This is a genomic window from Pseudoflavonifractor phocaeensis (assembly GCF_016901955.1).
Lineage (GTDB): Bacteria > Bacillota > Clostridia > Oscillospirales > Oscillospiraceae > Flavonifractor > Flavonifractor phocaeensis_A.
Window position 1 is genome coordinate 33,086 of sequence record NZ_JACJLC010000014.1, and the last position, 23,814, is coordinate 56,899.

Below are 23,814 nucleotides of genomic sequence, written 5' to 3' on the forward strand. Positions count from 1 at the left end.
GGCCCGCCCTCACTCTGCCGGGAAAAGGCAGTTATAGCAGCGGCGCATATTCCGCAGGCCCCGCCGAATGGCAACGCTGACCTTGCTGCTGTCTACGCCCTCCATCCGGGCAATTTTCGGCTGGTTGATACCGGCGATGTAGTAGGCCCGGACGCGGCGGGCCTGTGTAGGGGTAGCATGGGTCAGGGCCTCCGGCAAGGCGGCAACCAGCCGCAGGCGGGCGGCCCGTTCCTCGCGCTCCAAAGGGATTTCCTCCGGCGATCTGCTGTGTTCCAGCGCATAGTTCTCTGTCCAGCTATATGCGTCCAGAGAGTACCAGGCGCGGTGGTAGACCTTCCGGCGCTCATAGTTGTTCATCTCGCGCTGGGCCTGCCGCATGACTTCCCAAACCTCATCGCTGACCTCCACAAACTCGTCATGCCGGTAGTGGGGATAAATCCACCGCAGATTGATTGTTTTCATAGGCTTACCTCCTGAAAATGGGAGAGGCGGGCAGCTTGTCCGCTGTCCGCCTCCCGCTGGGATAAGGGAAACAATCCCTTTCACTTGGTAGCCCGAAAACAGGTCATTCGTGGGGCCTGTTTTCAAAAAAATCTTTGAAAATTTTTCTGACCGCGATAATGGAGTCCCGAACAGAATACTTTGAGCAGCCGCAAATCGTTCCGATCTCTGCATAGCTCAAACCGTCCAGGGCATAAAGAAGGAACCGGCGGCGCTGGGCCTCGGTGCAGGTGTCCAGGACGGCCATCAGCTCGCCCAGCGTTTCCATACGGCACAGGTAATCCTCCGGCGTTTCGCCGTAGATACCCACGCCCTCGGTGGCAACTATGTATTCGTCAAACTCCCGGCCATCCCAATGCCGCCGCTGCTCATGGGACAGGTTCTCGGCTTTGTGGTCGGCCCGGTCAAGAAATTCATAGACTTCCAGCGTGACCTCCACGGCCACAGCTTGTCCGTTATAATTGATGGTGACTTCCATCGGCCTTTCCTCCGTTCAGATTTTTGCGGGAAAATCTGAACGGGGCGGCGGGGAACGACACCGGGGACAAGGTTCGGGCCATGTTGGCCCGATGTTCCGGCCCCATAGGTATGAAAAAACGCTCGGACAGCATGAAGCTATTCGAGCGCAAAAAACACGATATTCAGTTACATTGTGACAATTTTCGCACTGGCTGCCAGACGGGGCCGGTTCGGTGGCTGGGCTTTTTTTGACGGTAGTGCAAACATCGTCTGAATTTGTCGGCGGTCAGTGTGCTTCATGGCGGCTCCCTCCTAAAGCCGCCGTGTCAGCGTATGGGCGTCACTCCTTTGTCGAGGGCATAAGAAACGGCGGCCTTGATTTTCTCAAAGCCGCCGTAGGTGTATTTAGGGCATGGCGATTACCTGCTGGACGACGGCTTTTTTTCTTTGCCGTCGTCCGGCAGGTTATTAAATTATTATGTTTCTTTGTTTTGTCCCCCAAAAGTTCAAACAGCGGTTAGTGAATAAACTGCCCGATTATCTACTATTATCGCGTTAATACTTCTACTGCAACATCACCTTTGGTTTCGGGAACAATAGTGATCGAAAAGCAAGCTGTTTCCGTTGTATTTGCAGGAATGTTTATTTTATCATTACATGGAGCAGAGGAATTGACGATATACATTTTTTCTTCCGCGTTCTCATAGGTAAGACTGATTTCTATTGTCCCACTTTCACAAGTTGCGTCTACTTTGAATTGATAATCTGTATCGGCTTCAAGCGTAATCACCTTTTCATACTCGCTATATTCTTCCTCATATTCTTCGGGGATAAAGTGATATTCAAAACTTCGTAAAGAAGTAAACTCGTCGGCTTCACTGTCATTACAGGCCGTAAGAGCAAAGATAAGGCAAATAGCAAGTAAATAAACTCCGATTTTTTTATATTCCTTCATCACTTAAAATCCTCCCGTCTTGAATGGTAATTAGTCTTTTGGCGTATGACGCAACATTTTTATCGTGTGTGATAAGAATGACAGTCTTTCCCATGTTGTTTAATTCCGAAAATACTCGCATAATTTCATTTCCTGTCTTGCTGTCTAATGCGCCTGTTGGCTCGTCCGCAAGTATTGTTTCGGCTCCGCATACAATCGCCCTTGCGATTGCTACTCGTTGCTTCTGACCGCCGGATATATTCGACGGTTTCTTTTTGGCTAAATTAGATATGCCTACAAGTTCCAATGCAGATAAGACCCTTTTCTTTCGTTCAGCTTTTGATAGCGGCTGCTTTATCAATGGGATTTCTACATTTTCCAATACGGTATAATCCCCGATAAGGGCAAAGTTTTGAAAGACAAATGATATTTTTTTGCCGCGAATGGAAGATAAGCGTTTTTCCTTTGCACCCCCTAAATCTTCGTTATCAAGCAAATATGTACCACTGGTAGGAACGTCCATGCAGCCTATAATGTTTAATAATGTTGTCTTGCCGGAGCCTGAAGCCCCCATTATCGCTACAAACTCACCAGTGCCTATTTTTAAGCTGATATTTTTCAAAGCCGGAGTAATAATTTCATCACTCCTGTATTCTTTTGTTATGTCTTTTAATTCAATCGTTGTCATTTGTATCTCCTCCTATCAACTCGCAAGGCTGATACTTCAATAATTTTGTTATAGGAATTAACGCTGCAATTCCCGTCAAAATAAAAGTAAGTACAATACAGATTGGAAGCGTGTATCTGATATGCGCTGTTAGCAAAACAGTTTTGAATAGATCTGTACTTCGAGCAAACTCTATCCATTTCATTCCCCAAGCAAAAATACCCGAACAGAAAATGATGATGAATATTTCAATAGCTATTTCAGCCGCTATATCGGAGAGAGTAAAGCCGTTTGCAATCCAAATGCCATATTGTTTTTTCTTCAATAAAGCATTGGTAGTAAATACTGCAACAACGGAACTAATTGCCATAATAGAAATAAAAATCGCAAGTATCATTTGCCGTATAGTAAATGTTGCTGTTTCTGACTGATATACTTTATATTCGTCCGATAAAAGCATAGCCGACGCTTCAAATCCATGTTGTAACGGATATGTAGAAATCTGCTCTTTAAGAAAATTTATATCCGCACTATCGGAAAGGAGTATATAGGTGTTATGCAAAGAAGAAAGCTGCGTCATAATATCATTACGGCTTTGCTCCGTAAAAGGAGCAATAAACCAGCCTTTTAATGAAATCAAGGGAAAGCGGATTAAATCATCTTCTTCAACCCATTTTGCACCTGTGGGAATATACCCAACAATTTCGTACTGATCTCCTGTGCGCTCATCGGTAAGTATCTGCCCCTCTGATAAAATGTCCTTGAATATTTCGCTTACATAGAGAGGAAGCAAACCGCTTGTAGTAGTTGCATATTCTGTAATACCGCCTTTGACAAATGACAACATTTCTTCGTCGATACTCAATAGCTGTGATATTCCCGGATAATTTTCGTATTTTTGACCTTTTAATAACTCACCATTGATTGCTCTATATTCGTCCATGTTTTCGAGTTCGGAAAAATACATACCTGTTGCGTCAAACTGGCCTACTGCTTGTACGCCCGGAAGTTCTTTGATATAGTCAAGATATTGCCGGATCACATTTGCAAACTCCGGGCTTTCTTCTGTATATTGGTAATCCAAGTGCAATACCTGTTCCATGTCAACGCCTATATTGCTTTCAAATATTTTTTGCTGATAAGCTGCGCTGGTCGCATTTGTGATAGCAGATAGAACCGTCTGCATAGCAATAACACATACAAGTAATATCAATATTGAAAAAAACTTCTTTTTTCTAATTTCCTTGATAGATAATCTTAAAAGTTTCATTTATGAAATCGCCTCCGCTGGGTGTATTTTCAAAATGCGAATAACAGGAATGATAACGGAAATCACCAATGTAAAAAGCAAGAGCAGAAGCGTACCACATAGGAAAAAAGGTGTTATATGAATGGATATGATACCCTCTGTCATGCGTGAAAACACCTCGATTAAAAGAAACCCTATGCAAAGGCTGACAAGCAATATTTCTGCCATTTCTGATACCACCGCGCAAATGAGGTTATAATTTGACCAGCCGAACGCTTTACGGATTGCCATGTCTCGACGCTTCGTAATAATCCAATAGTTTGTAACCACAAGGCAATTCACAATCGAAAACAGATAAATTGAGAGTGCAAGGGAAATCCCTGTGTTTTGCATGGTATTAAATATGGGGATTTCTTGATCGGCTTCTGCTAAAGACGTTAGAATATCATTGGTTGCGCTAATGCCGACCAATACGGACATTATGGAAATGGAAAAGCCTATTGCTAATAAGATTGTGGTAGGGCGGCACTTCCGCTTTAATTTCTGAAACATAGTAAACCTCTCTTTCCTCTTTTCTCTATGACTACGCAACTTGCAATTCGTTACAAAAAAAATGGCGCACTTTTTTGTGCGCCACTTTCCAATCTCTGATATGAACTACTATTTGCTCCAAAGCAAAACGGAATTGTCAATTATTTTCTGCAAATCACCTATATCCATGCTTTCTATTCCTGTATAATCCCCTGTATAGTAAAACACACGGTCAATGCGTTCTGCACCCTTATTAGCAGCACATAACACATATTCGGAAAATACATCATCGTTTGTAAGAATATCGTCCCACTTTGTTCCCGACAGATAGAAGAACAAATAGGTGTCTTTCTGCCCGTTATTCTCGATTTCCACTTGCTTTATTTTAAGATAATTTGCTTGATTGCCTTGTAATCTGCCGATCAAGCTGTCGTCTACCATTGATACAGAGATATTATCCTTATAGGAAATTACCTGCTCGGATTTTTTCAAAAGGCCGACAATCGAAAAAGATACGACCGCAAATATGGCAAATGCGAGTACAACAACAAATATTTGCTTTTTGCGTATTTTTCTTTTTATCGAGCGAAAAGACGCTGCTTTTTTCATTTCCAACTCGGCATTTTGTGGAGCCGCAAAGATTTCATCTGCTTCACAAAGAGAATTGTAGTAGTCCTTACAAGAAGAACATTCCGACAAATGAGCTTCAATAATTTTGTTGCTTTCTTCGCTGCAAACCCCGTCATGGTATAGGGGCAATAAGTCCTGTATCAAACTACAAGGATATTTCATTTTATGCCCTCCTTAATCTTTAATTTTGCTCTATGATAAGTTACCCTCGCCCAGCTTTCAGATTTTCCAAAAAGGCTTCCGATCTCTGCAAAGGAGAGTTCACCAAAAGTACGCATCCAAAATACCTCTTTATAGGGATCGTCTAACCGATGAAGCAATCTGTGAAGTTCAAAAGCAGTTTCTTTATTGAGTAATTGCTGCTCTATGTTTTCAGTAACCGGGATAGTATCTAAAGGATAGTCAGTTTGTCTTTGTTGCCGTTTGACCTCTGTATAAAATGTATTTTTTGCAATCTGGCAAAGCCAAACACTTAATCTACATTCCCCGCGAAAAGTGCCAATATTTTTTAGAGCCTTAAAGAAAGCCTCTTGAGTGAGTTCCTCTGCCCATGCCTCGTCTTTGCAAAGGGAAAGTGTATATTGAAATACTGTATCGAAGTATTCCGAATATATCTTTTCAAAGTCTTTCACTCCACCACCTCGCTTTCTTTATCTTTTTGATAGCCTTATTTTTTGAATAAGATGAAGCCTGTTAAAACTGCAAATAGAATGTCTGATACTCTGATTTTATCAAACAGTACGATTGAAGCCACAAGCATTACTATAATAATTCCAATAGAGATTATCCTTGAAACCCAGCTTTTCCCTTTCGAGTACCAAACGCAAAATCCCATAAGCGGAGAAAATAAAGCGAATATCGTCCACCCATAAACAAAGGTGAGTGAATAAACGCTTGCCGTCATTTCTGCTGTTATGTAATAGGTTAATAACATTCCCATGCAAAAACCAAATACATTAACCGCGGCTCTTATAGCGGAATTGCTATATACGGAAATCAATGTGCAAAGAAAAATCCAAACAGATACTTGCGAAAAAATATTTCCGAGATTAGTAGTATAAATATCGAGCAGCTTAATCAATACTCCCGTCATTAGTCCTAAACAGGTAATAATGGCAGTATGGAGAATTGCTTTGGATAGAGGAATAGGCTGCTCGGATTTTCTGATATGACTAAATAGGCTCATTTGCACTCTCCTTTCTTTTAAGACTAACGATATTGAAAAACGTTACAATCATTTATAAGATATTCTTTCTTCTTCCGTCAATCGGCTTCTCCGCGTCTTTGGGTATCAGCCAAACACCGGCTATCTTCACAGCGCCAGGGATACGGCCCTCAACGCAGTAATAGTTGACTTGACGAGACGAAATGCCCCATTTTTCGCTTGCTTCTTTAAGTGTCATGTAGTCCATATTTGTACCTCTGACAACATTTTTTATTATATTTCATTTGCTTAAAGGACACAAGGCAGAAGATATGTCGAAAGCGTAAAAACAGACAGAGGCCGCAAATAGCAGCCTCCGCTTGTAAAAGAGCTATTGATAAATCAGCTCTGTCAGCACAATTTCCTCCGCCTGTGCTTTCAGCGTGTTCATCAGCCCCACCCAGCGCATAGGGTCACGGGCTTTCAATTCCTCGGTGACGCCCGCCGCCTCCATCATGCGGGGCAACATGACGTCCATCCGTTCACGCGCCGCCCGGTCAATCTCCAACAGGTGCGGGTACAGCTTTTCACTCAAAATCAAGCTGCTGTAAAGGCCGGGCCGGTGTTCCTTCAGGTAGCGTTACCGCATACGGCCATACTTGCCGATGGGGGCCTCCGGCTGCTCGGACAGCTTCAGGTCGGGGATGTAGTAATCTCCGCAGCGGGTGTAAGTCAATTTGTTCATGTTCGTCCTCCTTTGCACTATGATGGTTAAACTGCGGCGCTGGCCGATAAGGCGGCCTTGCGCGGCTCCTGCCTGGGTAACTGGCTGACAGGGATAAAAATGCCTTTTGCCATGTCCTCGGCCCGGATCGCAGCCTTTGCCGCCTCCATTTTCGCCTTGCGCTTGGCGTTGTAGCGTTCTTCCCATTCCTTCTGCTTGCCATTAGCCTTGCGGCGCAAGTAGTTCTGGTGAAGCCTGTCCTTGCGTTCCTCCTTCTTCCGCAGTTCTTCCTGTTCCTCCGGGGTCAGGGGAACCGGCTGCAAGGCAGGCGGGATATACCGGCCCACAAAATTGAAGTAGATTTCAACCTCCTGTGTGGTGTCCTGGCTGCCTTTCCGGGCGCGCTCATGGACAAGGATTTTCTCTACAAACTCGTTAAGCATGGTGTTTGTCAGCGTGTCAAAATTCTCATACTTGTCAATCAGGGCAATAAACTTCTCCGCAGATTTCCGGCTCTGCTCATAGCCGGTAACAGCCTTTTCCAGTTCCGTGATTTCCGCATTGAGAGCGTCCTGCTCTTTGGCATACTGTGCGTCCAGAGCCTCATACCGGGCATCCGGCAGCTTACCCAGGGCGTTGTCCTCATAGATTTTGCAAATCAGCCGTTCCAGTTCCCCGGCCCGCTTTTGGGCGGCGGCCAGCTGTTTCCGCTTCTTGGAGATGTCGGCGGTCTGCTGGGCGGCCTGCGTTTCCTGGACGGTGCGGATAAACTCGGCCCGGTCATTCCTGGAATACTCCGCGATGGCCCGGAGCATATCGGCAATCAGGGTCAGAACAGCTTCGGCCTTGATACGGTGCTGTGTAGGGCAAAGGGAGCCGATAGGGTACTTCCCATACTGGCCGCAAGTGTACTGCGGGACGCGCTTACCGTTGTAGGTACGGTGAACATACATCTTGCCGCCGCAATCGGCGCAGTACATCAGACCGGTCAGGGGATGGGCCTCCCCAAAGCCGTCCGGGTAGCGTCTGGCGTTTCCCCGGATACGCTGCACATTGTCAAAGGTTTCCTGGTCGATGATGGCCTCATGGGTATTCTCGAAAATCGTCCATTCGCTTTCGTCAACATAGTGGCTTTTCTTGTCCTTAAAGTGCTTGCGGGTCTTAAAATTGACCGTATGACCTAAATACTCACGCTTTTTTAGGATTTCAACAACGGTAGAGGCACTCCAACGGTAAATATCCGCAAAGGTCTTATTTTTGTTCACTCCCTCGCCATAGCGGGCAAGGTGAACGGCGGGCATTTCGATTTTTTCTTCTGACAGCTTGGTTGCAATCTGATAGGGGCCGTAGCCCTCCATCGCCAGCGCGAAAATATGTCGCACTACTTCGGCGGCTTCTTCGTCAACAAGCCAGTGTTCCCGTTTTTCGTCCCACAGGTAGCCATAAATGACGGTGCCGGTCAGGTGTTTGCCACTCATGCCTTTGGACTTAAACACGGAGCGGATTTTCCGGCTGGTGTCGCGGGCGTAAAACTCGTTCATAATGTTGCGGAACGGGGTAAAATCATCATCGCCTTTCAGACTGTCCACACCATCATTGATGGCGATCAGCCGGACGCCGCGCTGCCGCAAAATCTCCATAACCTGGCCGACTTTTAGATAGTCACGCCCCAGGCGGCTCATGTCTTTGATAACAATGGCCTCCACCCGTCCGGCCTCGACTTCCTCCATCATCGCCAGAAATCCGGGGCGGTCAAAACGGGTTCCCGATACGCCATCATCGGTGAAATGGGTGGGGTTCGGCAGCCCATTCCGGCGTGCGAAGTCCTCTAACATCTTTTTTTGGTTCGATATGGAGTTGCTTTCGCCCTGTAACTCATCGTCGCGGCTCAAACGCTCATACAGAGGGGTGATTTTCTCGTTTCTCATGGCTGTACCTCCTGAAATGAAAATGCTCTAAGTGACTGCTTCACTAACCATGACAAAAACCATGATTAAGAAGTCACTTAGAGCATACATCTCCCGCAGCCAGCTTGTATTTCTTGTACTGGCGGACGGCGAAGTGGTTGGGCTTCTCCGCCTCCAGCGCATCAAACATCAGGTCCACGGGGTTTTTGAACTCCTCGTCATCCTCCCGGACCTCCATCGCGTTGATGAACTCGATGAGGGTGGAGAAATTCTGTTCCTCCACCGGGGCCTCGTAGTGGATGTACCCGATGAGAGCGCAATACAGTAGCGTTTCCGCCTTGACCCAGAAATCGTCCCCGGCCTTGCCCTCGCCCTTGGTGTTGGCAATCAGCGTTGTGACCAGCTTCAAGATGTCCTTTTCGGAGTGGATGTAGGCAAAGGGGTTATAGTGCATGGATTTCTTGAAGTTGATGGTATTGAGGACTTTGATCCGGTACGGCTCATAGATGACCTTACCGTGCTTATCCTTTATGGGCTTGCCGTCCTTACCCGGCTTGGGCGTCCCGCGCTGGAGCATTTTGCCGCACTCCACCAGGATGGTGCCTTTGGGGTCTGTCACCACATAGGAGCTGTGCATCTGCATCAGGTTCGGTTTCAGCCAGAAGCGGGTCTTGCCGGAACCGGAGCCGCCGATCACCAGCACATTTTTATTTCGCGCCGTTTTTGGGTCCTTGGGGCGGCTGTTCATGGTCAGGCTCTCGGTTTTCGTCAGAATCACATTGTTCTGAAACACCGGGTCGATGTAAGGAGCGATGTCCTCATGGGTTCCCCATCGGGCGGAGCCGTACTCCATGCCATGCCTGTATTTCTTGGCATTTTTACTCTTGAGATAAACCGCCAGCCGCAGGCCAGCGCCGCAGCACAGGCCCACCAGCAGGTCCAGGGGGTGCAGGCTGGGCCACCAGCTGGCCAGCGCCACCGGCAGCGTAGAGAAGAACGAGAGCATTTTTGCCGAAGCGTCCGCACCCACGGCCATCCGCCACGCCTCCCCGAAGTTGGTGGCGAACAGCCCCATCAGGATATACGGCAGGTTCAGCAAAAGGAGATTCTTGATGTCCAGCTGCTTTTTCATCGTTCCAGCTCCCTCCGCTTGTTCCGGTCCACGACGGCGTGTTTCACCAGCTCTTTGAACTGGCTTAACTTTGCCAGCACGGACGGGCGCTCGGATTTCTCCGCCTTTCTGACCTTCTTGCCGGTGTACTCGGTAAAGGCAGCGGTCAGGGCATCCGCATCCCGGCCCTTGAAAAAGATCAGGTATTTGGGCGGGGAGCTGCTGCGATCCTTCTTCACCGCATAGTCCACGCCGTATTTCCGGGCGATCTTCTCAAACTCCTTGATAGAGGGGTCGGTGATCTCAATGTTGGAAACGCCCTGGTTCTGGCCGATCAGCTGCTTCACCGTCTGCTTGCCGTGGGGAATCACGGGGGTATCCCGGCTTTTCTGCTTTTGCAGTTTCTTTTCCTTGCGGTGGGCAAGGTACTTGGTGATGGCAGATTTGAACAGCCTGCCGGTGAATTTGGAGCCACTGACAACCAGCGTCAAAGTCCTGTTTTCCACTTCTTCCTGCATTATATTTCACCTCACTTTGCACCAAAGGGCGGCCCTGATAGGCCGCCCTTTGGCAATCTCACTTTACTTTATGCCAGGCTTCTTCCTCAGCGCCAGACACAATCGTGTGCCCGTTGGCAGCCTCCATCAAGTCATAGTAGGCCCAGTAGTGGGGATTCTGAAGGTCGCTGAAAGTGATTAGGTTGTCCTCGTTACGGCGGATAAAGGTCTCGTCCGCCGTGCGGCCCAGCATCCGATTGATGATCGTAACTACCTCAGCGCGGGTGATTTCATCCTCGCCGTGGAACTTGCCGTCCGGGTAGCCTACAATCCAGCCATTCCGAGTGGCGGTATGGATATACTCCGCAGCCCAGCTGCCTGTTGCATCCGGGAATCCAGCTTGTTCACTCTCATAGATAGTAAGTGCCATCCAATCGTTCAGACGGACACACATGGTGACAAACTGTTCGCGGGTGATACTGGTCTCAGCGTGGAATTTCCCGTCATCGAAGCCAACAACTACCCCCAGCTTTTCCAAATATGCCACATAGTCCTCATACCATGCGTTTGCGGCAACATCCGGGAATTTGCTGGTATAGCCATCCTCCAGCGAATCCCCACGGTATTCTGCCAGAATCCGGGCAAATACAGTGGCAGCTTCTCCACGGGTCATGTTGCGGTCCGGCCCAACGGTTCCGTCCACATAGCCAACGATATAAGCAAAGTGGTACTCGTCCGGCAGCGTAACAGCGCCGTCCTTTCCTGTCTCACCGGCAGCGGTGGTGCCGGTGCCATCGGTGACGGTGACGGATACATCGGGCTTGGCCTCGCCCTGATTGTCTGTGACAGTGACGGTCACAGGGCCGTCCTCGTCAAAATCAAAGTCATCCGGCAGGGTGACGGATACTGTACCGTCCTCGTCCACGGCAATCTGTGTGCCATCTACGGGCTTGCCGTCTTGATCTGTCACATCCACATTGACCGTGTTGGACTTATCCTCGTTACCGGTATCCGTGCCAACGATCTCACCAGCAGAGCCGGTGGCCTGCGGGACGATAATCTGACCGTTCTTGTCGGTGTCTCTGGCGGCGTGGTTGTCCTTGGAATCGGACACTTCCACATTCAGTCCCTTGGCAGGATCGGTGCTGGGCAGCAGCACCGTCACTACGGTCTGGTCGTTGCCGTCCAGCAGGCGGCCATCCGGCAGCAGGACAGTAAACGCATCCGCTTCATCGTCCTCACCGGGCAGCAGCGTCACCAGCGCACCCTTGATGGGGGCTTTTTCGGTATCTGTGACAATCACGGTGTACTGGCCTACCACGGCGGTGCCGCTTTCATCGGTGTAGGCGCTATCCACAGAGGGGACTGTCAGCTTGCCGTCCTTATTGGTCTGACCCTGAGCCGTACCGCCCAGATCGGCCTTGACAATTACGGTTTTGTCAGGTTCGGGGGCTTTCTCGTTGTCGGTGACAGTGATGGTGACACGGTTCTTAGCGTCCATGTCCTGTCCCTCCGGCAGATTCACGGTGATGTTGCCAGTGCTGCCCATGCTGACCTCGCTGCCCTGAATGGGCCGCCCGGTCTCGGTGCGCTCCACCTTGACGGTAAGGGTATGACGGTTGCCGTCAGCGTCCTCCCAGCCTACGGTAGCATTGCCATCGCCATTGGTGGTACCGGTAGTGCTGGGGACGGTAATCTGACCGGCAGCGTCGGTTTTTCCGCTGCTGAAATTGTCGTTGCGGTCAGTGACGGAAATGCCCATGCTTGCCACAGGGGACTTGTCCTTGACAAGCTGAACCTGGATGGTGGTCTGGTCGGCATAGTCCAGCAGGCGGCCAGAGGGCAGACGGATGGACAGGGACTCGTCCTCATGGAGCGTGACCGTGGCTCCGGCAACGGGGTTTTTGCTATCCGTATCGGTGACGATCACCAGATAGCCGCCCACAACGGCCTCGCCCTTGCTGTCCGTGGTGGCCTGATTGTAGATTTTCTCGATTTCTTCCGTTTCCAGGGTTTCGCCGCACGCGGTACATTCCTTGTGCTTGCTGCCCTCGCTGTCAGTGGTGGGTTGCTGGTCGATGATCCAGTCGCCGGGCTTGTGTCCGGCGGCATCGGTGTAGTCACCCTTGTAAGTGTCGCCGCAGCGTGAGCAGATATAGGTGGTGTAGCCCATTTCCGTGCAGGTGGGTTCGGTGACTTCCTTCTGGTAGTCGTGGCCCAGGGCATTGACGATCACAGCGCCGCACTTGGTACAGAGCTGGGGCGCGGTGCAGGTGGCCGCCTCGCCGGGAACATGGCCCGCCGCTGGGTCGCCCTCCAGCCGGTGATAGCCGCAGCGGATGCAGCGATACTCGATCATGCCCTCGCCGGTACAGGTGGAGCCGGTGATCTCAGCACCCTCGTCCCAGCTATGGCCCAGAGGGTCGGTGTAGTCGGTGACAAAGGAACTGCCGCAGCCCTCGCAGAGATGGACAGTCTTGCCGCCGCCCTCACAGGTGGCCGGGGTGGTCCTGGCAACATAGTTGTGGGGCAGGGCCGCCGTGATGTCCTCAATGTGGCGCTCTCCACAGACAGCGCACTCCCGCAGGGTATAACCGGGGCTGGTGCAGGTGGCCGGGACAACAGTGGTGGAGAACTCATGCTCCCCCTTGGGAGTGGTGCTTTCCTGGGCGGTGCCGCACCGCTCACAGATCTCCAGAACCTTTCCGGTGGTTTCACAGGTGGCGTCCCGGATAACAACACGCTGGAACGCATGGCCCAGGGCAGCCTCATAGTCCCGCTTTTCGATCTTGCCGCAATCTACGCACAGATAGCGGTCATAGCCCAGGGTCAGGCAGGTGGGGTCCACGCTGTCCAGCAGCGTCCAGTTGTGGTCCTCGCCGCAGGTGCCGTCACCTTCTGTTTCCTCGGTGCTTTCGTCACGCAGATGGACATAGGCCACGCCGTCCTCCACCATGTCGGTGTTCTGGAAAGTGTAGGTGATCTCATAGTACACCGCATAGTCTCCGGCCTCGGTGTAATTGGGGGCGCTGGTCAGGGTGCAAGCGTCGGCGCTATGGCCGTAGCGGATGGCGGTGGTAACGCCCGCCTCGGAGAGATCGGATACAGTAACAGTGTGGGGCTGTCCGTCTACCACGCCGAAATAGTCCGCCACAACAGACTTGGCGGCGGTATAGTCGGTTTCAGCATATCCGCAGTCGGCACAGGTATCCATTTCCACAAAGCGGTCATGGGCCAGTTCGGGCCGAATGGCCGTTTCCATGTTGTGTCGCTCCAGGGAGGAGGAAGTTTCCTTGTAGGTGCCGTAGCAGAACCCGCAGTATTCACCGCTGGTAATGGTCACACGATGGTAACTGCTGTCTGATTGCTCAATGGTCTTTGTTTCCGGCAATTCCTCAAAGAAGTTGCTGGCGCAGTCGTACAGCCAGTACACATTGTTCTGATAGCAGTAGTCGGTTTTGCCCATATTGGTATTGATTCCGCCGCAGGTTTCACAAACTGCTTTGGTCCAGTGATACCCGGTATAGTAGGCATCCTTACCAGGAACACCGTCCAGGATAGAGCCTTTCCCTTCGCCGCCGATCATCGTGCCATCCGAATAGCGGACATTTCGGGTCATAGCCGTCTGTCCATCACGGGTATATTCAGGAGTGCGGAAGGCTAAAAATGAAGTTGCCTGTCCGCATTCTCCACAGGTGAAAGTTTCATGGGTCACGGTGGCGTTGGCATCCAGCTCGTTGGTTCGGTTGTTGGCCTCCTGCCAATGGTCAGCCGGATCATGGTAGCTGTTTTGCTGGGCGGCAAAGGCTGTGGGCAGAGCGGAGAATAATGTCAGTACAGCCAGTGAAAGCGCCACAACAGATTTCATAGTTTTTTTCGGTTTCATAGCGTTATCCTCCTATCATCAAATTTTTCAAAGCAAATCAGTTCGAGTGAGTGGCTAAGGCGGGACCACCAGCCGCCGCAAAAGATAACGGGTCATCATATCACCAGCAGGATGCTGTCCCGCAGCTGGGCAAAATGTAGCTTGCCTTGGGGCGTTACCAGCGTGTAGGAACCGGTATGCCCGTGGTTGCAGTAGTCTTTGACACAGAACAGGCCATTATTGGAGGGCTTGGCGTAAGGAAGTACATTCCCGGATGCCGTGCGGTAAACAAATCGCCGTTCCAGTAGAAATCGGACAAACTGGCGCTCCGGCACAACCAGCTCTTTGGCAGTGGTACGGAGATTGGTGCTGTGCTTGAGGTCGATGAACAGGTCATAAAAAGCGGCCTTGCCCTCCAGCATGGTATTTTTCTCCCGCAGCGCCGCATTTTCTTGCCTTTCAGCCAGCAGATCGGAACAGAGCTTCAGCAGCGCCTCCGGGGAAGTTGCTACTTCCCACAGCTTTTCCTTGGTCATATAGGCTCCGTGCTTGCGGATGATGGGTAGCACCTCGTCAAACACCCATCGTTCAAACCGTTCCGCAGAGGGCAGTTTGCTGTGGACGATCAAGCGGTACACATCACCTTCGGGGATGAAAGTCATACTGATTTTGCGGTCAGGGCTTTGCGGATGAGGTGCGTCGCGTTTCACGACGCACCTACAATGGCGGATAATTGCGTCGCGGGGATTGCTATATCCCAGCGAATTTGCTACATCCAAACCGCAGAATAGGTATTTGTCGTTTTCCTCGATGACCCGGATAGACCCAAACTCCGGGCTTTTGAAAATTTCCATTTGATTCATGTCATACCTCCTTTGGCATGAGAAAAGGCGGCTCTTACCAGCCGCCTGCGTTCATGTCGTGATTCACTTGTGCGGTGTAATAATTGCTGATAGTGGTGGGCGCATTGAACAAGACGGTCAAAAGGTACTGCTTCATGTTGCGGACTTCCGTGGTATTTTTCTGCATACAGTCCATGACAAAACGGATATGCTCGCTATCCAGCTTCAGTAATCGGGAGCGAACCACCTCATGGGGAAAGTCGCTGCCAGCAATCCGAGTGGTCTGCCGCTTTGCACAGACAGTTTCCACCATCAGCTCCACAATCTCGTCCAGGTTCTCTTGGTAGGGGTCAACCTCCTGACGCAGATAGTCATACTCAATGTTCTCCAGAATTAAATCCCGATAGCTTTCCATCTCTGCGAGAGACATCGCATCCCTTCCTTTCCGTTCCGGCGGTCTTACCGCCGCCGTCTCCCGGAAGGGAATGGAATCGGTACTTGATCCATGAGTATTTTGTTTTTGAGTATTTGATTTCTCTATATTTAATTCTGCGGGCTTTTCCGTATCCGGTTTATCCAGATACGGGTTTTCCGTATCTGGTGAAGCCGTATCCGGTACCGCCATATCCGGCTGGGGTGTTCCAGGCTGCCGGGGCTGGGGCTGCTCATAAATGACATACTCTGTGTCGCTGATCCGTCCTTGCCGGTCCCGCAGCTGGTGGCGCACGATGTAACCGGCGGTTTCCAGCTCCCGCAGCGCATTACCGATGGCGTCCACGCCCTCCTTGCAGATTTTCGCAAGGCCACGGGTGGTATAGTTCCAGTCATCCGGCAGGGACAGCATCATGGAAAGCAGTCCCTTGGCCTTGAGGGACAATTTTTCGTTCCGCAGGTGATGATTGCTCATTACCGTATAGTCGCGGGTTCTTTCAATCCGAAAGACCGCCATTGACTTCACTCCTTCCTGATCTCAGGGCATGAAAAAAGCCACAATCCTGTAAAAAGAATTGTGGCAGTTACATTTTTTCATATTTTCTTGCGTGGAACCAATACAGCGGCCTTTGCGATTTCGGCTTAGAAAATGGTCCCGGTTCCTGAGAAAACGGGAGGGTTTGCAAAACCCGGTCAATATCGGTGGATTCCATGTTAAATTGGGACTGACAACTTTCCCGGATGGCGTCCTTGATGTTCTGGACAGTACACATATTCATTCCTTTCCTTTCGTAGTGATGATGGGTTTACAGGTGGCGGCGGCGCTTGCCCGGTTTGAAATCGAGGACATGACCCTCGATCACATGAGCATACCGCTTGATTTTGATTTCCCGGTCTCTCTGACTGGCGAGAGCGGCCTGATACCCGTCCTCGGTAAGAAACAGCCGCATTTCATCGCCGGGACTACCGTAGGAGCAGGGACGCAGGATGGAAAACTCGATCATCCAGCGGGTGTCGTCCTGAAAACGCTCCACGGCGAGAATGTTATGCCCTTTCAGCTCACGGGCTGAAAAATCCCTCATAGGCGGCTCCTTTCATCGTTCCAGGTCTCTTTGGTGCTTTTTCTGCCAACCCTCCAGCAGCTTGATGATGGTCTCCTGCATCCGCTTGGGTGTGTAGCTCCTGGGAAAATACTTCCGTAGGGTGTCAGTGGTAAAAGTCACCCGGTCCAGATCGCTTTTCTTTTCCTCACCCATGATGACGCGCATCATATCGAGGGTCAGATGCCCCTCCTGGCTGTATTTCTTGAGCCGCTGGGCCTGGGAGAGAGAGGGGGTAGCCTGTTCGCTGTCCATCGCGTCCAGCAAGTCCCGCTGTTCCTCTTTTTTGAGGAAAGACAGCTCATAAGCCGGATTGAGCGCAATTTTCTTTTCATCGACCATATCCAGCAGTTCGGGGATCAGCTCCGTCAGGCGGATATAGCGTTGAATTTGATTTCTGCTCTGACCAACTTGCTCGGCCAAAATATCCCGCGACTTCTTTCCATCTGACTTGTGCCCAACTTGGGCACAAGTTAAATCGGATCGTTCCCCTTGGTGCTTCATGGCCTCCAGCTTCATCTTGTAGGCAAAGGCCCTCTCGCTGGGGAGCAGGCTTTCCCGCTGCAAGTTGCTGTCTACCATGATGATGGTCGCGGCATCGTCGTCCAGGTCCCGGACAATGACCGGCATGGTTTCTTTCTCGGCCAGCTCACTTGCCCGGTGTCTCCTGTGACCGGCCACCAGCTCATAGCCGCCCTCCGGGTCCGGGCGGGCAATCGCCGGAACCAGAACACCATACTGCCGAACGCTGTCGGCGGTCTCCATCATGGCCTCGTCATCCTTGACTTTGAAGGGATGGTTCTTGAAAGGATGCAACTCGGACAGCGGGATCTCCCTTACTTTTTCCAGCTTGGCATCCTGGCGGCTTTCCTCGGTGGAAAACAAGTCATCGTATGGAGCCAGCTCTACTTTTTTCGCGCTGCTTTTCAAGTTTTATCACCTCCTGGGTCAAATTTTTGTACCCCTCGGCTACCTTGCCATTGGGGTCGTGGGCAAAAATGCTCTTGCCCTCGGCGCTGATTTCCTTGGCCCGGACGGAATGGGGAATCTCGGTGCCGAACACCTTGATTTTGCTGCCGTAGGTCTCCCGCAGCAGAGCGGCGATCTCCTTGGCAAAGTTGGTGCGGTTGTCCACCATCGTCAGCAGGATACCGTCAATCTGGAGCTTGGGGTTGATCTGCCGCTTCACCTTGTTTACGGTCTGGAGCAGCTGTTCCAGACCCTTGGCGGGCAGATACTCCGCCTGAACGGGGATTATGACCCTGTTGGCGGCGGCCAGGGCGTTGACCGTGAGCATACCCAGGGAGGGCTGGCAGTCAATCAGGATATGGGAATACTGTCCCTTGAGCGTGTCCAGATACTGCCGCAGGATGGTCTCACGGCTCATGGCGTTCACCAGGGAGACCTCCATGCCGGAGAGCTGGATGTCGGCGGGCATCAGGTCAACGCCCTCCGGGTGGTGCAGGATACCTTCGCCGGGGCGTAGCGGCTCGTCCATCAGGATATGGCCCATTGCGTCGGACAGGGTAAAGGGCAGCTTGTCCGGCTGGGGGTGGCCCAGGCTGATGGTCAGGCTGCCCTGCGGGTCCCCGTCGATCAGCAGCACTTTCTTCCCGGCCTGCGCCAGCCCGATCCCCAGGTTCGCGCAGGTGGTTGTCTTGCCAACGCCGCCTTTCTGGTTGGCAATGGCGATGATTTGCGTGTTCAATAACTTCACCTCATTTCTGAATTGTTCTATGGCTTCTGGAAATAGAAAAAGCCGCCACTTCAAAAAAAGAAAGTGACGGCTTTTTCTGATCCCGGAATAAAATGCCCCGGAAACGCCAAAAGCGCCCAGTAAAAAATACTGAGCGCTTGGCGATTAGATTTATTTTCTTTTGTTCAAATTAGGTCAGATTCAGACAAACCGTTTTCACGAAAAAGGTATCTTGGAGATGTATAAATAAACATTCCCTTGGCAGCCCCAAATCGCGTCTCGGTTGTCCTATTTTTTAACCCATAAGCCCTCTTTTTGGGGTGGTTGTCCACCATTTAACCCATAGAAAACGGGTTAAAAGAGGCTTCGCTCGGTCAAATTGCGTCAAACCATATCAAACCGTTCAGACACGAAAATCCCCGAAAACCAATGGTTTTCGGGGATTTTGAACACTTTTGAGGTTGAATCAGCGCTTGGAGAACTGAGGAGCGCGACGGGCAGCCTTCAGGCCGTACTTTTTGCGCTCCTTCATACGAGGATCACGGGTGAGGAAACCGGCGGCTTTCAGAGCGGCGCGGTACTCAGGGTTGACCTGCAGCAGGGCGCGGGCGATGCCGTGGCGGATGGCGCCGGCCTGGCCGGTGACGCCGCCGCCCATGACGGTGGTCTCAATGTCCACTTTACCCAGGGTGTCGGTGGTGGCCAGAGGCTGACGCACGATCAGCTTCAGGGTCTCCAGGCCAAAGTAGTCGTCGATGTCCCGGCCGTTGATGGTGATAGCACCAGTGCCGTTGGGGAAGAGATGCACCCGGGCCACGGAGGACTTCCGGCGGCCGGTGCCATACAGATAAGGCTTCTTGCTCTTATACATTCCTTTGTACCTCCTGCTTAGTTGGCGGCCCAGGCTTCGGGCTTCTGGGCGTTGTGGGGATGCTCAGCGCCGCGGTAAATGTGCAGGCGGGACAGAGAATCCTTGGTGATGATGTTGCGGGGCATCATGCCGCGGATGGCCACGCGCATGGCCAGCTCGGGCTTCTGCTGCATCAGCAGGCGGTAGGGGGTCTCCTTCAGGCCGCCCACCCAGCCGGAGTGGGTGCGGTAGTACTTCTGCTCAAGCTTCTTGCCGGTGAGGACAGCCTTCTCGGCGTTGACGACCACGACAAAATCGCCGCAATCGGCGTGGGGGGTATACTCGGGCTTGTGCTTGCCCCGCAGCAGGGTGGCGGCGGTGGCAGCGGTCTTGCCCAGGGGCTTACCGGCCGCATCGAGGATATACCACTTGCGGACGATGTTCCCCTTGTTGGCCATAAAAGTGGACATGGTGAAACCTCCAATTTTGATGTTATCTAAAAAATATGTCTAAACAGAATACAGGCCCCAATCTTTACGATTGGAGCGTTTTGTATTATAATACCGTCGTTCCAAAGTGTCAACATGTTTTCTGATTTTTTTCAGCGGAAAAAGAGAATGCTCTTGTTTTCGCCTGTATACTCGCTGATGCTTTGATTTTCTCTTTTTCAATTTTTGAATTTTGAGGTGCCTATGAACAAGATCCTGAGCTATGTCCGCCGCTGTGTGGAGGATTACGACATGATCCAGGCCGGAGATCGGATAGCGGTGGGAGTGTCCGGAGGGAAGGACTCCCTGGTGCTGCTCACCGCCCTGGCCCGGCTGAAGGAGTTTTACCCCAAGCCTTTTACCGTGGAGGCCTACACCCTGGACATGGGCCATGTAGACGGGGGAGAGGGGATGGACTTCGCCCCGGTGGCGGCCTACTGTGAGCGGATCGGGGTGCCCTTCACCCTGCTGCCCTCGGAGATCCACCACATTATCTTTGACCTGCGAAAGGAGAAGAACCCCTGCTCCATGTGCGCCAAAATGCGGCGGGGGGCCCTCCACAACGCCATCAAGGAGCGGGGGATCGCCAAGATCGCCCTGGGCCACCACTTTGACGACGCGGTGGAGACCTTTTTCCTCTCCCTGTTTTACGAGGGGCGGCTGAGCTGCTTTCAGCCGGTGACCTGGCTGGACCGGATGGGCATCAGCCAGATCCGGCCCATGCTCTACTGCGGGGAGGGCCTCATCCGCAACGCAGCCCAGCGCAACAACTTACCGGTGGTATTCAACCCCTGTCCCGCCGACGGGTATACCAAGCGGCAGGAGGTCAAGGAGCTCATCCGCACCCTGGACAAGCAGTACCCCGGCCTGAAAAGCCGGGTATTCGGAGCAATGCAGGGCCTGCCCCTTCCCGCCTGGGGACCGGTGGAGCACCGGCGGGTGCCTTTGCCCGAAGGGTAAGAGAACTGTGAAGGGAATGCGGGTGCGGTTTGGGCCGCGCCTATGCAAATAGCAATGATTTAGAGGCTGCCACAAATGCTGTGGCAGTCTCTTACCGTGTCTCCGGCGGTGGACTGTCCCTTGATTTTTGCAGAAGAGTGAGTAAAATAGAATATAGTATCTATACCATTATTTTAGTCTTTAGGACGAAAGTCAGGCGAATATGCAGATGCCGCATTTGAAAAAGACGTGTTCCATCCTGTTCATCGTGCTTTTGCTCTGGGGCAGTCTGAGCGTCCGTGCCGCCAACAGCCGGTCGGACCAAGTGGTTCGGGTAGGCTTTCCCATCCAATCCGGCACTTCCTACATTGATGAACACGGTAATTACGCCGGTTACCTGGTGGATTATTTGCACCAGCTTACCATGTTTACCCACTGGGATATTGAATATGTACAGGTAGAGGGCGATCTGAACGCCCAGCTGGAGACCCTGATGGACATGCTTCAGCGGGGCGAGATCGATATGCTGGGCACCATGAACCGCAATTCGCAGTTGGAAGAGCTTTTTCTCTATCCCAATTACAGCTACGGCACCCGATACACCACCCTGGCGGTGCTGAAGGAGGACCCCGACTGGATCCAGGAGGATTTTTCCGACTGGGATGGTATCCTGGTGGCCGCCTACGCCGGCAACCAGGACCAGATCTCCCAGTTTGACTATTACGCCACCGTCAACGATTTTTCTTATCAACTCACGGTCTACGACAGATATGATCAGATGGTCGAGGCGGTGAAAGACGGCCAGGCCGACGCGCTTATCCAGTCTGACATCTCTCTCTGAGGACTTTCGGGTAGTGGGGCGATTTTCACCTACTCCTTACTATTTTGCTCTGGCCCACGGCCAGACTGCCCTTCTTCAGGAGCTCAACGTAGCCATGCAGGGTCTCCAGACTGCCCAGCCCAATTTGCAGAACGAGCTGTACGACCTCTACTTTACCTACACCGACAGCTTCCTGGTCTCCCAGGAGCACCGGGATTATATTTCCTCCCTGGGTACCCTGAAGGTGCTCTTCTTTTCCGGGGACGCGCCCTATCAATATGTGCGGAAGGGGACCTTGACCGGCTTCGCGGTAGAGTACCTGAACCGGTTCGCGGCGGCCACCGGTCTGCAATATGAGCCAGTGGTGGTGGACACCTACGAGGAGGCCTTGGCGCTGGTGGAGGAAGGACAGGTGGATCTGGTGGCCTGCGTGGCCTCCAACTCCAGTCTGGCTTCCCTGGAGCATGTCAGGTTTACGGTTCCCTTTTTCAACAGCTTCAGCGTTACAGCTTGCGCCAATTCCGTCCCCCATGAGCACGGGGCCGATCTGCCCTTCCAGATCAATACCGAGCAGGCGCTCCGGGAGATCCAGGCTCAGGAGAACGACGGCGTGCGGGCGGACTATTACTCCCTGACCTACTACCTGCGGAAAGAGGCCGTCTATGACAAGGTGGTGGTGGACTGGGCCAACATCAAAAATTTCTCCTATACCGTGGGCGTTACCGACAGTGTCTCTTCGGAATTCGTGGCCCTGCTGAACCAGTATGCCAGTTCCCTCAGCAGCGATACCCGGCAGGCTATGCTCTACCGCTATTCCGGCGACGATATCCAGTATACCCCACTGGAATGGCTGGAGGCCAACCGGTTTGTCATTCTGGGCTTTTCCCTGGTGCTCCTGCTCCTGGTGGCCGCATTTCTCATCTATTTTCGGAACCGGAAGATCCGATACAAGGCGCTGCTGGCGGAAAACCGCTTGATGTACATAAAAATGTACGATCAAAACACCGGCGCCTATAACGAGGCATACTTCCGCAAGCTGTTGGCCGACTGCTGCGCCCGGCGGGAGCCCATGGCCCTGGTAGCCTTTAATATCCGGGGATTCAAGTACATTAACGATACCTACGGTACCAAACAGGCTGACAATATCCTGCTGAAGATCAAGACCATCCTGGAGTCCGGGATACAGGACGGAGAGTTTTTCTGCCGTCCCTCTGCAGACCTTTTTTTCATGGCGCTAAAGGTATCCTCTCCTGAGCGACTGATCGCCCGGACTGAGGCGCTCTTCTCCCGAATTACCGGCACGGCGCCCACTGAGCTTAACGGCCATCCCCTGTCCCTCTATTCCGGAGCGGTATTTACGAAGGAGTCCCCCTCGCCCTACCAGGTAGACCCCAATATCAACTATATGATGGTGGCCCTGGCCCACGCAAAGCAGATCAATGCCCGTACCGTATATATCTTTGACGAGCCCCTGTACCGTGTGGAGCGGCTGCGGTATTATATCGAGACCCATATGCACACCGCTCTGACCGGGGAAGAGTTTCAGGTCTATCTCCAGCCCAAGATCGATTTGCGTACCGGTTGCGTGGATGGGGCGGAGGCCCTGGTCCGCTGGCTGCCGAAGGACGGAGAGATGATCTGTCCCGACCAGTTCATCCCTCTGTTTGAAGAAAACGGGTTTTGCAGCCAACTGGATCTGTACATGGTGGAGCATGTGTGCAGTCTGCTGCGGAGCTGGATGGATCAGGGCATACCTCCTATTGTGATTTCGGTGAACCAGACTAAGTCCCTGTTTATGAATGAGGGCTATGTGGATAAGCTGCTGGCTATCACCGGGAAGTACGGGATCTCCCCCCGGTATATCATTCTGGAGATTCCGGAGGGGCTGTCCTTTGAAAACGTTGCCGCCCTGAACCGCACCATCCTGCGGCTGAACGGCGTGGGATTCCGGGTTTCCATGGACGATTTTGGAAGCGGCTATTCCTCCCTGAGCACCCTGGGTAAGCTGAAGATCGACGAACTTAAGCTGGACCGGATGTTTTTGATGGATGTGGTCAACGAGCAGAAGGGAGCCCAGAGCGAGGTCCTCGCCGCTGTGCTGGCCCTGGCTAAAAAGCTGCGGATCAAGACTGTGGCCGAGGGCATCGAGACTAAGGCCGGGGAGGATCTGGTGCGGGCCATGTCCTGTGACTACGGCCAGGGATATTACTACAGCAGGCCCGTTCCAGCCAGGACGTTCCTGACACGGTTTCTGATTCGGCGGGACCTCTGCCCGGCCCCGGCGGTCTCAAACGAGCTGTGACGGCAAGACGGCGATCCTTGGTAAGCGCTCAACGACCACCCACCTTCCGTATCCCTCGAAAATGTGAGACAATATCCCAAAACTCAAAAAGCTGACAGTCAGTTTTTTAAGACTTCACATCAGGAG

General features: G+C 52.0%; 23 protein-coding genes and 2 pseudogenes. 3 read left to right on the forward strand and 22 right to left on the reverse strand.

Annotation, left to right across the window (positions count from 1 at the left end):
- Window positions 1-9 precede the first annotated feature (9 nt).
- The 22 genes and pseudogenes from H6B51_RS05085 to rplM all read right to left on the reverse strand — a co-directional run bounded on the left by H6B51_RS05085 (window position 10) and on the right by rplM (window position 19,609).
- Complete coding sequence (locus H6B51_RS05085) at window positions 10-462, reverse strand: sigma-70 RNA polymerase sigma factor region 4 domain-containing protein (protein WP_204882654.1); 453 nt, start codon at window positions 460-462, stop codon at window positions 10-12.
- 103 nt (window positions 463-565) lie between these two features.
- On the reverse strand, window positions 566-979 hold the full coding sequence (locus tag H6B51_RS05090; RefSeq protein WP_204882655.1) for an RNA polymerase sigma factor: 414 nt from the start codon (window positions 977-979) through the stop codon (window positions 566-568).
- Between the two features lie 528 nt (window positions 980-1,507).
- Window positions 1,508-1,915, reverse strand: coding sequence for a hypothetical protein (locus H6B51_RS05100; protein WP_204882656.1), 408 nt, complete (start codon window positions 1,913-1,915; stop codon window positions 1,508-1,510).
- Complete coding sequence (locus tag H6B51_RS05105) at window positions 1,902-2,582, reverse strand: ABC transporter ATP-binding protein (RefSeq protein WP_204882657.1); 681 nt, start codon at window positions 2,580-2,582, stop codon at window positions 1,902-1,904. Before H6B51_RS05105 ends, H6B51_RS05100 begins: the two co-directional genes overlap by 14 nt.
- Window positions 2,569-3,831: a hypothetical protein gene (locus tag H6B51_RS05110; RefSeq protein ID WP_204882658.1), complete on the reverse strand. Its 1,263-nt coding sequence runs from the start codon at window positions 3,829-3,831 to the stop codon at window positions 2,569-2,571. Before H6B51_RS05110 ends, H6B51_RS05105 begins: the two co-directional genes overlap by 14 nt.
- Window positions 3,832-4,362 carry an FtsX-like permease family protein gene (locus H6B51_RS05115; protein WP_204882659.1) on the reverse strand — a complete coding sequence of 177 codons (531 nt, stop codon included), beginning with the start codon at window positions 4,360-4,362 and terminating at the stop codon, window positions 3,832-3,834.
- A gap of 108 nt (window positions 4,363-4,470) precedes the next feature.
- Window positions 4,471-5,133 (reverse strand): zf-HC2 domain-containing protein, encoded by a 663-nt coding sequence (locus H6B51_RS05120; RefSeq protein WP_204882660.1) that lies wholly within the window; start codon window positions 5,131-5,133, stop codon window positions 4,471-4,473.
- On the reverse strand, window positions 5,130-5,603 hold the full coding sequence (locus H6B51_RS05125) for an RNA polymerase sigma factor (protein WP_204882661.1): 474 nt from the start codon (window positions 5,601-5,603) through the stop codon (window positions 5,130-5,132). Before H6B51_RS05125 ends, H6B51_RS05120 begins: the two co-directional genes overlap by 4 nt.
- 35 nt (window positions 5,604-5,638) lie before the next feature.
- Window positions 5,639-6,157 carry a DUF6518 family protein gene (locus H6B51_RS05130; RefSeq protein WP_204882662.1) on the reverse strand — a complete coding sequence of 173 codons (519 nt, stop codon included), beginning with the start codon at window positions 6,155-6,157 and terminating at the stop codon, window positions 5,639-5,641.
- Window positions 6,158-6,209: 52 nt separating this feature from the next.
- Entirely contained in the window at window positions 6,210-6,383 is a 174-nt protein-coding gene (locus tag H6B51_RS05135; protein ID WP_204882663.1) for a helix-turn-helix domain-containing protein, read from the reverse strand.
- A gap of 123 nt (window positions 6,384-6,506) precedes the next feature.
- Window positions 6,507-6,860, reverse strand: a pseudogene (locus tag H6B51_RS05140) (TnpV protein).
- Window positions 6,861-6,886: 26 nt separating this feature from the next.
- Window positions 6,887-8,767 carry a recombinase family protein gene (locus tag H6B51_RS05145; RefSeq protein ID WP_204882664.1) on the reverse strand — a complete coding sequence of 627 codons (1,881 nt, stop codon included), beginning with the start codon at window positions 8,765-8,767 and terminating at the stop codon, window positions 6,887-6,889.
- 91 nt (window positions 8,768-8,858) lie between these two features.
- Window positions 8,859-9,878, reverse strand: a pseudogene (locus H6B51_RS05150) (type IV secretory system conjugative DNA transfer family protein); the annotation flags it as partial.
- On the reverse strand, window positions 9,875-10,375 hold the full coding sequence (locus tag H6B51_RS05155; RefSeq protein WP_118426138.1) for a PcfB family protein: 501 nt from the start codon (window positions 10,373-10,375) through the stop codon (window positions 9,875-9,877). The gene H6B51_RS05155 and the pseudogene H6B51_RS05150, both read right to left, overlap by 4 nt.
- A gap of 58 nt (window positions 10,376-10,433) precedes the next feature.
- Window positions 10,434-14,240 (reverse strand): S-layer homology domain-containing protein, encoded by a 3,807-nt coding sequence (locus H6B51_RS05160; RefSeq protein WP_204882665.1) that lies wholly within the window; start codon window positions 14,238-14,240, stop codon window positions 10,434-10,436.
- A 95-nt stretch (window positions 14,241-14,335) separates the two neighbouring features.
- Window positions 14,336-15,082 (reverse strand): BRO family protein, encoded by a 747-nt coding sequence (locus H6B51_RS05165; protein ID WP_118426136.1) that lies wholly within the window; start codon window positions 15,080-15,082, stop codon window positions 14,336-14,338.
- A gap of 34 nt (window positions 15,083-15,116) precedes the next feature.
- Entirely contained in the window at window positions 15,117-16,010 is an 894-nt protein-coding gene (locus H6B51_RS05170) for a DUF6017 domain-containing protein (protein WP_204882666.1), read from the reverse strand.
- 289 nt (window positions 16,011-16,299) lie between these two features.
- Complete coding sequence (locus tag H6B51_RS05175; RefSeq protein ID WP_204882667.1) at window positions 16,300-16,575, reverse strand: DUF5720 family protein; 276 nt, start codon at window positions 16,573-16,575, stop codon at window positions 16,300-16,302.
- A gap of 12 nt (window positions 16,576-16,587) precedes the next feature.
- Window positions 16,588-17,523, reverse strand: a complete 936-nt coding sequence (locus H6B51_RS05180; protein ID WP_204882668.1) for a ParB/RepB/Spo0J family partition protein — start codon at window positions 17,521-17,523, stop codon at window positions 16,588-16,590.
- Window positions 17,480-18,301, reverse strand: a complete 822-nt coding sequence (locus H6B51_RS05185; protein ID WP_204882669.1) for a ParA family protein — start codon at window positions 18,299-18,301, stop codon at window positions 17,480-17,482. The genes H6B51_RS05180 and H6B51_RS05185 overlap by 44 nt, the downstream gene beginning before the upstream one ends.
- 454 nt (window positions 18,302-18,755) lie before the next feature.
- Window positions 18,756-19,160: a 30S ribosomal protein S9 gene (gene rpsI / locus H6B51_RS05190; protein WP_204882670.1), complete on the reverse strand. Its 405-nt coding sequence runs from the start codon at window positions 19,158-19,160 to the stop codon at window positions 18,756-18,758.
- 17 nt (window positions 19,161-19,177) lie between these two features.
- A complete protein-coding gene (gene rplM / locus H6B51_RS05195; protein WP_204882671.1) occupies window positions 19,178-19,609 on the reverse strand; it encodes a 50S ribosomal protein L13 in 432 nt (143 codons plus the stop codon).
- A gap of 222 nt (window positions 19,610-19,831) precedes the next feature.
- Between rplM and H6B51_RS05200 the strand changes: the two genes are divergently transcribed.
- From H6B51_RS05200 to H6B51_RS05210, 3 genes are all read left to right on the forward strand, one after another.
- Window positions 19,832-20,587 carry a tRNA lysidine(34) synthetase gene (locus tag H6B51_RS05200; RefSeq protein ID WP_204882672.1) on the forward strand — a complete coding sequence of 252 codons (756 nt, stop codon included), beginning with the start codon at window positions 19,832-19,834 and terminating at the stop codon, window positions 20,585-20,587.
- A gap of 208 nt (window positions 20,588-20,795) precedes the next feature.
- Entirely contained in the window at window positions 20,796-21,407 is a 612-nt protein-coding gene (locus tag H6B51_RS05205) for a substrate-binding periplasmic protein (RefSeq protein ID WP_204882673.1), read from the forward strand.
- A gap of 13 nt (window positions 21,408-21,420) precedes the next feature.
- The gene (locus H6B51_RS05210) at window positions 21,421-23,688 is read left to right on the forward strand and encodes an EAL domain-containing protein (RefSeq protein ID WP_204882674.1); all 2,268 of its coding nucleotides are present in this window, start codon (window positions 21,421-21,423) and stop codon (window positions 23,686-23,688) included.
- Window positions 23,689-23,814: the final 126 nt, after the last annotated feature.